This is a genomic window from Desmonostoc vinosum (assembly GCF_059505385.1).
Map to the genome: position 1 here is coordinate 1 of NZ_JCACKM010000228.1, position 8,321 is coordinate 8,321.

At 43.3% G+C, this 8,321-nt stretch carries 15 protein-coding genes; all 15 read right to left on the bottom strand.

Annotation, left to right across the window (positions count from 1 at the left end; translation table 11 throughout):
* Window positions 1-131 precede the first annotated feature (131 nt).
* Window positions 132-317, bottom strand: coding sequence for a hypothetical protein (locus AC5JMF_RS26070; RefSeq protein WP_495798610.1), 186 nt, complete (start codon window positions 315-317; stop codon window positions 132-134).
* A gap of 232 nt (window positions 318-549) precedes the next feature.
* Window positions 550-2,175 carry an AAA family ATPase gene (locus AC5JMF_RS26075; RefSeq protein ID WP_495798611.1) on the bottom strand — a complete coding sequence of 542 codons (1,626 nt, stop codon included), beginning with the start codon at window positions 2,173-2,175 and terminating at the stop codon, window positions 550-552.
* A 96-nt stretch (window positions 2,176-2,271) separates the two neighbouring features.
* Window positions 2,272-2,481 carry a DUF2997 domain-containing protein gene (locus AC5JMF_RS26080; RefSeq protein ID WP_495798612.1) on the bottom strand — a complete coding sequence of 70 codons (210 nt, stop codon included), beginning with the start codon at window positions 2,479-2,481 and terminating at the stop codon, window positions 2,272-2,274.
* Window positions 2,482-2,483: 2 nt separating this feature from the next.
* Window positions 2,484-2,933: a DUF1257 domain-containing protein gene (locus AC5JMF_RS26085; RefSeq protein WP_495798613.1), complete on the bottom strand. Its 450-nt coding sequence runs from the start codon at window positions 2,931-2,933 to the stop codon at window positions 2,484-2,486.
* Between the two features lies 1 nt (window position 2,934).
* Window positions 2,935-3,375: a DUF1257 domain-containing protein gene (locus AC5JMF_RS26090; protein ID WP_495798614.1), complete on the bottom strand. Its 441-nt coding sequence runs from the start codon at window positions 3,373-3,375 to the stop codon at window positions 2,935-2,937.
* A gap of 63 nt (window positions 3,376-3,438) precedes the next feature.
* Window positions 3,439-4,509, bottom strand: a complete 1,071-nt coding sequence (locus AC5JMF_RS26095; RefSeq protein ID WP_495798615.1) for a hypothetical protein — start codon at window positions 4,507-4,509, stop codon at window positions 3,439-3,441.
* Window positions 4,510-4,629: 120 nt separating this feature from the next.
* Window positions 4,630-4,971, bottom strand: a complete 342-nt coding sequence (locus AC5JMF_RS26100; protein ID WP_495798616.1) for a hypothetical protein — start codon at window positions 4,969-4,971, stop codon at window positions 4,630-4,632.
* A gap of 205 nt (window positions 4,972-5,176) precedes the next feature.
* Window positions 5,177-5,473, bottom strand: coding sequence for a hypothetical protein (locus AC5JMF_RS26105; protein ID WP_495798617.1), 297 nt, complete (start codon window positions 5,471-5,473; stop codon window positions 5,177-5,179).
* 55 nt (window positions 5,474-5,528) lie between these two features.
* Window positions 5,529-5,951 carry a hypothetical protein gene (locus tag AC5JMF_RS26110; protein ID WP_495798618.1) on the bottom strand — a complete coding sequence of 141 codons (423 nt, stop codon included), beginning with the start codon at window positions 5,949-5,951 and terminating at the stop codon, window positions 5,529-5,531.
* A gap of 123 nt (window positions 5,952-6,074) precedes the next feature.
* Window positions 6,075-6,266, bottom strand: a complete 192-nt coding sequence (locus tag AC5JMF_RS26115) for a DUF6887 family protein (RefSeq protein ID WP_495798619.1) — start codon at window positions 6,264-6,266, stop codon at window positions 6,075-6,077.
* Window positions 6,263-6,484: a DUF6888 family protein gene (locus tag AC5JMF_RS26120; RefSeq protein WP_495798620.1), complete on the bottom strand. Its 222-nt coding sequence runs from the start codon at window positions 6,482-6,484 to the stop codon at window positions 6,263-6,265. The genes AC5JMF_RS26115 and AC5JMF_RS26120 overlap by 4 nt, the downstream gene beginning before the upstream one ends.
* A 17-nt stretch (window positions 6,485-6,501) precedes the next feature.
* The gene (locus tag AC5JMF_RS26125; protein WP_495798621.1) at window positions 6,502-6,879 is read right to left on the bottom strand and encodes a DUF6876 family protein; all 378 of its coding nucleotides are present in this window, start codon (window positions 6,877-6,879) and stop codon (window positions 6,502-6,504) included.
* 172 nt (window positions 6,880-7,051) lie between these two features.
* Complete coding sequence (locus AC5JMF_RS26130; protein ID WP_495798622.1) at window positions 7,052-7,468, bottom strand: hypothetical protein; 417 nt, start codon at window positions 7,466-7,468, stop codon at window positions 7,052-7,054.
* Window positions 7,469-7,548: 80 nt separating this feature from the next.
* The gene (locus AC5JMF_RS26135) at window positions 7,549-8,031 is read right to left on the bottom strand and encodes a hypothetical protein (RefSeq protein WP_495798623.1); all 483 of its coding nucleotides are present in this window, start codon (window positions 8,029-8,031) and stop codon (window positions 7,549-7,551) included.
* On the bottom strand, window positions 8,024-8,158 hold the full coding sequence (locus AC5JMF_RS26140; protein WP_495798624.1) for a hypothetical protein: 135 nt from the start codon (window positions 8,156-8,158) through the stop codon (window positions 8,024-8,026). The genes AC5JMF_RS26135 and AC5JMF_RS26140 overlap by 8 nt, the downstream gene beginning before the upstream one ends.
* Between the last annotated feature and the right edge of the window lie 163 nt (window positions 8,159-8,321).

Consider the following 8,321-nt stretch of genomic DNA (forward strand, 5'->3'; position numbering starts at 1 on the left):
GCTTCCAAAGTTTCCTACGCTGTTGGTGATCGCCCTTTAATTTGCTTATATACTTTATGTTTCCATAATTTTTGATGATTTAATGGATAAATAGGTGAATGTTTATAAATCAAACATTCACACGAAAATAACTATTGATTTTGCAAATAAGGTAAGGACTTTTTGATAATTTCTTGGTCTACTGGTGTTCGTCCTAAATCCGGTTTAACTGGGTCATCTTTGGCCACCACCGCTGCGGCATCAATAGCCAAATCTTTGGGGCATCCTCTTTCAGTAAGTGCTGTAACAGTTGCATCGTATAAGCTTTGATTTTTCACTCTTTTCTCCTTTTAATATTTTCAATGTTTTCAACAGCAAAGCGCGAAGCGATATTTTGTTGTCGTGTAAGTCGTTCAATAATTGCGATCGCCCCCACACTCAGGGCCGGGGACAATCGCCCAAGCATAAAAAGAGGGGAAAAGGTTAAAGGGAAAAGGGACTCATGTGTGAACAGGTCGCCCACAAGGGGCAAGGTTTTCCCCTTTCCCCCTGCCCCCTTCCCCTTCTTGATCAATTCAGATTGCGAAACTTAGCAGTACGCAATGAAGTTTGTTTCGTCGCCTGCACTACTGGGCTAGAAGCTGGTCTTGCCGTAGATGCCCATGCCTGCATTCGCTCCACTGCTGCTGCATCTTGCACAGCCAAAGGCGTGATACTCTGACAGCAGTTTTCCAAATCAGCAAGCGTAACCTGCTGCGGACGCCCCTGATCAAATGCCAGTAGTGCGGCTTCGGCTGCGAGGGTTTCGAGTTCGGCTCCTGAGAATTTGGGTGTGTGAAGAGTGATCGCTTCAAGGTATTCCTCTTCTACCTTGATCCCAAATCGTTCTAGATGAATCTTGAGAATCTGTACACGCTCCGGCTGTGTAGGTAGATCGACGAAAAAGTTCTCATCAAATCTTCCCTTCCTCTTCAACTCAGTTGGCAATGCTGAGGGGTCGTTACAGGTTGCCACAACGAATACCCCAGTTGTACACTCACTCATAAATGTGAGGATATTGCCCAAAATCCTTTGACTGACTCCACTGGTGTCTCCACTGCCTGAGAGCGCCTTTTCTATTTCGTCGATCCACAACACGCACGGGGCGATCGCTTCGGCAGTCTTAAGAGCGCGTCTGACATTACCTTCAGATTCACCTACAAGAGAACCTAACATTGATGCAATATCAAGCTGCAACAATGGTAGATTCAGTATAGTGGCGATGTTTTTGGCAACGCTCGTTTTACCTGTACCTGGAGGCCCTGCCAGTAGCACACCTTTGGGTTGAGGCAAATTGAGACTTCGGGCCTGTTGGGTGAATAGACGCCGCCTACGAGTCAACCATTCGCGCAAGTTATCGAGTCCACCAAAACCGATTGTGGCTGGTTTGCCAAGTTCAATGCCCATAGCAGACAGCAGCTGAGTTTTGTACTCTACCACTCCTTGTGTGAGTGTGGCATCAATCACAATACCATTGCTACTTAAACGCTCTTTAACAGTTAGCCGCAAGAAATCACTGATTTCCTCTAGCGTTAGCCCTAATGCTGCCCTTGCTAAAGTTTCTTTCTCTTGGGCAGTCAGTGAAACGCTAAAATTAATTTCTTGTTCTGTTGCCGACTCTTGCAAATAGACCAAGTAAGACTCTATATGCTCTTGAATCTGGTCAACAGTTGGTAGAGGCACTTCACAATAGGGGATAAGCCGTACCAAAGACTCGTGCAGCTGTATGTTCTGACCCAGCAGTATAATACGTTTGTCTGTCGGCTTCAACCTGTGATAAAGATTTTTCACCCGGCTCAAAATCTCCCATGAGAACTGTGGGGAATTCTTTGCAACAAAAGGGTGAACATCACCAAGAATAAACACACCGACACCGCTGAAATTATTTATGTAATCGAACACGTACAATAATGGATCTGCTTGGGGTGGCTTCTTATATTCTGGAACTGGTTTAAATACCAAGCCTCCGTCAGGAGCAATTAGGCATTGCTCTAAGCTAGAGACGCCCAAATTCCAGAAGAACACAGGACTCGATAGCTTTTGTTGTGCCTGTGTAGTTAACCACCCAATAATTGTCGCTTCATCGGGTGAGAGTACATCAACCGCAGCGATCGGAATTTGTGAATCAATGGTGAGAATCAGGTTTTCCAAGTTCATAGCAAATCACAAATAAAACTTCGTTCTTTATTTGGCATCGCCACTCTTTGACAAATCAGTTACCAGTCCTTGTAAGAACTGATAACTGATTATTGATTACTGACGCAGGCGCGTTTGACTAGTGCTGGTAGTTCGTAGCTGTTGGGTTTGCACTTCTTCTTTGTAAGTGCGATCACCCTCCACAACTCCCAACGCTTCCTCAAACGGCTGTGTCGCTTCTAGACAAGACACCCCCTCAAAGCCTTCTGCTTCTACTTGCACTTCCCCTGTAGTACTATCGAAATGAATCAGTATTGAACGTTCCATAATTATCTCCTAGCAAAATGTTGAACTTCCTGATGTCCGCTAAATGTCAGGTGTAGGGTCTGCATCGTGCCGTTGGTTTCTTCGCTAATTGCACATTCACCAAACTGTTCTTGTAATTCAACAGCTTTGGCACGAACCATACGTTTACCGTATGCCAGCATTAGTTTGTGGCTAAAGAAATCTTTTCCCAGCCGAGGGTTTGTCTCGTAAGCGTCGTGTATGATATCGTACACACCACTCTCTTGCTTATACTTGAAACCTATGTCTGCACGGGCTTTAATAGTCCGACCAGTAACAACAATCTCTGCGGTTTGCCCTTGCGAGTCCCCATAGTAGCCCTTGAGTGGCTGTGGTGTATTGTAAACTCGTGGTGATAAGTTTAGATCCGTCAGAGCTTGTACCAAACACTCGCGATTGGTGAGTTTAGTCTTAACATTTGAGAAGTGTGACATCTTACCTCCTAGTATATTGTTGAGTTGGCAGAGCGACTCGAACCGTAGTGACCGAACATGAAGTTACGGTTTCCACGACTTCACCCCCAAACTGCATAGCAAGCTTTGGCAGATATAAGCTGATGTAGTGCTGTTGCAATTTGTGCAAGAACTGTGGCCCTAGACCTAATCCGAGTTGTGCTTGACCGTACTGTTGGTCATACTCTGAAATAATGCACTCGTACTCTATACCGTTCCAGTGAAACCCCAGGTCGTTGCTGAGTCCACTAATTTGATTACGGGGTACAATTATATGAGCCATTTGCTCTCTTTTGTCGCCTTGATATCCGTATAGATTAATCGGCTGTTCGTGGATTTGAGGGTGGAAGCCAAAATGCTGCAACGCTTCAACCAAACAGGATTGGTCTTTAAACTTGACTGCAATTTTTGAAAAATGTGACATATTAAAACCTGAAATACTAGCATTAGTGCGATGCCCCGATACTATCAAGGCATCGCTTTTTATCTAACGGAACTTAAATTGCATCACCGTAGCTTTCGACAAGCCAACGTCGTCAGAGGCAAGTGATTGCAAGTTGCGTTGCTCATCGACTAGCTTGGAGTAGATTGCATCTATTTTCTGCTGAAGTTGCGATCGCTCACCTGAACCAAGATTCTTAGATTCAATCGCAGGATCATTTACAATCGAATCGAGATGCTCCATCATTTGAGCAAGACTCGCTCCAGCTTCTGGGCTAGCATTCGCTAACAGCACCTGAACTTTCATCAAATGGCGTTCCATTTTCTTCTTGAACTGGACTGGTTTACGTCCCGGTTCCCAATCAGCTAGTTCTTCAAGGAGTTGGGCTGCTAGTTGTTCACCAACGGCTAGAGCAGATTCTCTTAAACGCTGTTCCAAATTGCTGTCATACTGCTGGATAAATCGTGTAATCTGGTCTAAACATTCAGCCTGTTGCTGGTTTAGTTGTTCAGACAGTGCGGGAATAATAACTGGTCGTCCGATGACTACTTGTAAATAGTCTTCAAGTTCAACAAGAGTGGGAAATGCTCTTAGCAGATTAGCTTTGACTGACTCCTGCTTATCTATAGGTAGTTCCCAGGCGTTCAACGAAAGGAATTTATCAATTCGTTGCTGATAATCGATTAGTCCCACTTCGTAATCAACTTTTAGCTGATTTCTGAGAGCGGGAGCAACATTGTCTCTAATATTGATCAATTGACTCCAAACCAAATGTGCAAGGTCAATTGGGCAAACCCAATCCCCGCCATCAGCAGACATCCACTCTTGTACAGCGGCAATTTCAGTACGTAGTTGAGCAGCTGCTTCATCTAACTTTTTAAATACCTTGACACCCCGCAAACCTACTTCCGAAGTTGTAGCTTTAACAAGGTCTGATTCTGCTTCAGTTTTTTCTGCTGTCAACACATCTGCCCACTTAGGAGCCGCACTCTTGGTGCTTTTCTTTAACTGAATCCTAAATCTAATGCGCGTTTTATTGAGTTGGGAGAAGTTGTAACGCTCAATTACCGCATCAGTAAGAAAAGTTTCGTTGGGATTAGCAATTGCTTGTACCATATCAGTAACCTAGAATTATTTCAATTTTCATGAAGCGTAGCTTTAACTTAGTTTGGAAAATGAAGCTACTACTTTCAACCCAATATAAAAGCGACTTGTCATCAACAAATCGCTTTGTCCCTAATAACTCACGCCATTCAAAAACTCATCAAAACTCTGATACACACTCTCACATGAGCGTAGATCATTAATGCTGAATTCTTGACGCATCAAACCGAATCTAAACATTACGTTTGACCGACAACCGCCACTAACAGTATTTTCTAAAAATAAAGCTGCACCAAAACACAACTTTGAATTAGAAGTAATCTGACCTTCATGAGATTTAGAATCATCTACAGTTTTGTGGCAATGAAAACTTTTATCGTGAGTAATTCCATGCAAAATATCACTCGCTTTTTCAGGAGAAAGCGCATATTTGATAGATTTCTGGAAGAGACAATCAAAGCATGGCTGTTTCATATTTACTACATCGGCAACTATTTAGAGTTCCACAATTGTTCAACAGCCCCCCACTTGCAGTAGGCAAGCCGAAAGAGGGCATTATCAATGAAGAATTTTGAGGCTATAGCACTTATCAAAATTCCTAAAACTAAGCCAAACAAAAATTTGTTCATAGATTGTAGCTATCACTTAATCACTACAAAGAACACGCAGCGATAGAGGGTTAGCTGTATACTTTCAGAGATGGCGCTTTCCTGTTTAAATTCCCCTCGCCATCATCGCCATTTGTAGTGATGGTTGGCTGACGACTGCATTGAGACTTTTTAATTGTCCAATCCCAGTGGTTAATTTGGCTCTTGTGCCGATGCTCTACCAATACAATTTGGTTTTTGTACGTAGGGTTCTTGCCACTAATTAAATAAGCGTTTCCCAAAGCATAAAAACCTGTCGAAACAAACCAGCGTTTATTAAGGGACATCAGAGCATCCCAAGCTGATTGAATCTCTTGTTGTTTGTCCATATTTGTTAGAAGTTGTGGTAGGCGATCATGTCCTCAGCTGCGATCGCCATGTTAATTAAGCGACTTTCTCACGTTTAGGCTCAGATAATCTCGACGTGAAGAAAGAGCCTGTATATTGACTTACTGTTGGTAGCTTAGGGATACGTCCAAAAGGCGTATTAATCTTTAAGTCGGCTCCCAATTCAGCTTGCAAAACTACCAAGCGACTTAAGCACCAATCAATTTCAGCTAAAATCTGTGCCTCTACTTCTGATGGTGATAATGCTTGAATCTCATGCTCATCAAAATATTTTAAATCTGTTGAATCACTACTGACTTGCACCCAGTAAACCCAGGGTTGAATATTTTGACATTGACAAGTTAACAGTCTGTCTACAGAACAAAGCTGAATATCTTTGATAACTCCTTGACGAGTGCGATCGCCCCGACTGAACTTCGGTTGTCCCCAGTTATACGGAAATGTAATTGATGATTGCATATTTTCACTCTGTCAATTCTAAATTGTGTTTTTTGATTGAGATATCTCTGCTATTCAAAAAGCGGTCTGTTATTCACAAACCGCGCTATGTTTTGGTGTATTGTGGTGCTTAATAATTGGTTGTTACGGCTGTTGCTGTCCGTTGATTCGCTTGAGCAATTCCGCTTCAAATTCCTCATCTGTAGTGCAAACGACTCCAGGACGGGCATCTAATCTATCCATGTACTTGTGAAATGCTTCTGTATCACTTGGGTGTGTCCTAACGTAAGCTAGTAGCTCTTTATCTGACATGGAATCAAAATTTAGTTGCGTCATTTAATGATGACCTCCCCGTTTGGGTAAATCTCAATTTCTATTGTCTCTCCCACCAACACAAATAATCTCAAAGTGCGCTCGTCTAACCGGACAACATTAATTGGTAACATCAAGTTACTTGCTCTAACGCATCTTTGATAAAACGATTTTAACTGTTCTATTGTCGGTTCCACATTCTCTCCTGAAGAACTTAAACAATTATGACTGACTTGTTTCACAATATACTGAACACAAATCAATACTCACTCGGTAACATCAACACTTTATCCGTCAAATACAGCGTAATACCTGGCAGGGGAAAGCCAGTATACTCTATCACCTGCCGTAACACTTCAATGTCCGTATCCTCTTCACAAATCAGCACACCCGACTCATCCTTAACTGCCAGCCGCCATATCTGAAATTCCTTCAGCTTGGGATTGGCTAGAAGTCTGTGCTGGTAAGAGCCAATTGCGTCTAGCAACCAATAGCATTGTGCTTCCTGGGCTAGATATTTCACTCCCTCAGTGTAGCGAAGCATACCTAGCGAGTGCCTGTAAATAGTTTGCGAACCTGTAAACTGTTCCAAGTCTGCGGTCAATTGCTCAGGAGTTTTTGCAGTAGTATTTGTCATAGTGAGAATTCTTTGAGTTGCTGTACTTTCGCCTACAAATGGCGTAGCCCTCCTACACAACTGAACTACGCCATCGCACTTCCTACGCCGCGACTGCTGGCTTAACTCTCAAGAATGCGATCGCCTTTACCTTCGAGTACTGGCGTTAAACCTTGAAGATTTGGTCAGTGTATCACTTGACACTCAATAACTCTTCGACTATCTCTAGATAATGGTGATACTGTTCAGGGATTAGGGCAAGTTTAAGTATTTGTCGCAGCTTCTTATAGGCTTTACATACTATTTCAAGTTTTTCTTGACGAACAGCAGAGAAACTTTTAATCCGCTCTACTCTACGATTGAGAACTGTAACTTCTTCCTTCAGGACTTGTATCATCACACCTCTGCAATGATAAGCTTTTTGGGCACGCTTCATCTCACGCTGGACTTTGTTAAGTTCCATCTCCAGAAGCTTGATTCGCTCCGATTGCTCCCTGATTTTATTCTCAGCAGCAATCTGATAACCAAATTCTTCTTGATGCTCTGCTTGCTCACGAGCGATCTGTTGGGCGATTACCCTTGTGCCTCGATTGTATGCAGCTATTCCCATTGTGATACCCTGTTGTAATTGATACAAAGTCGTGTACGTTTAGGCGTTAAACTTTGAAGATTTGGTTTAACGCCCATGAACTACGCCGCTACTGGCTTCTTGACTAAGAGTGCGATCACCCCCTCCAAGCTTTGTGCAAACCGATTCGGCCCGTACTGATGTGGTCTAGAGTAGGGCAAACCATTCTCCAGGCTGTACCCTACGAATCCTACCAATTGAGCTTCCTGATAGAGCTTGGTGCTGAACGAGAGCCAATCTATTTGACCGTGATACAAACCTAACTTCGCACAAGCTTGTTCTAGTTCAACAGCCAGGCGATCATTGCGTTCTCGTAGGGTTTCTTCCAGGGTTGCTTTAACCTGTTGCACTCTTTTTGCAAACCAGTTGCGATCAAAGGCTAGACGCCCTCCATCTACGAACTGCACCCATACTGTAATCCCGGCTTCAATCCAGATTGTACGGATGTTTTCTGATTCAGAACCAACAATCTCACTAATGATGCGGCGATCGCGGCTTGTCAAGGGGTCTTGTACTGGAATTGGTGCTACAGTTGTATTATTCATGTGCCTCTTCGGTTTTGAATGAATTGGCGATCGTGTACTTTCCACGGCAGCGATCGCTTTTTAATTTGCAAGAGCAAAACGCTGTGGTGATACACAGCACTCTCTCAAAAACATTTGGCGTAGCCATACATTTGTAGCTCATAGCCAGTGACCATGAGCATTACCAGACAGGAGATACAGCATGTCAGGCGACGTGTACAGCATTGTGTACCATTCATTGTCCTGCTGGTAATTTTTATTAACCCGATCCCTTTTCCCAACCTATACCTCTCACCTTCTCTGGTTGCACC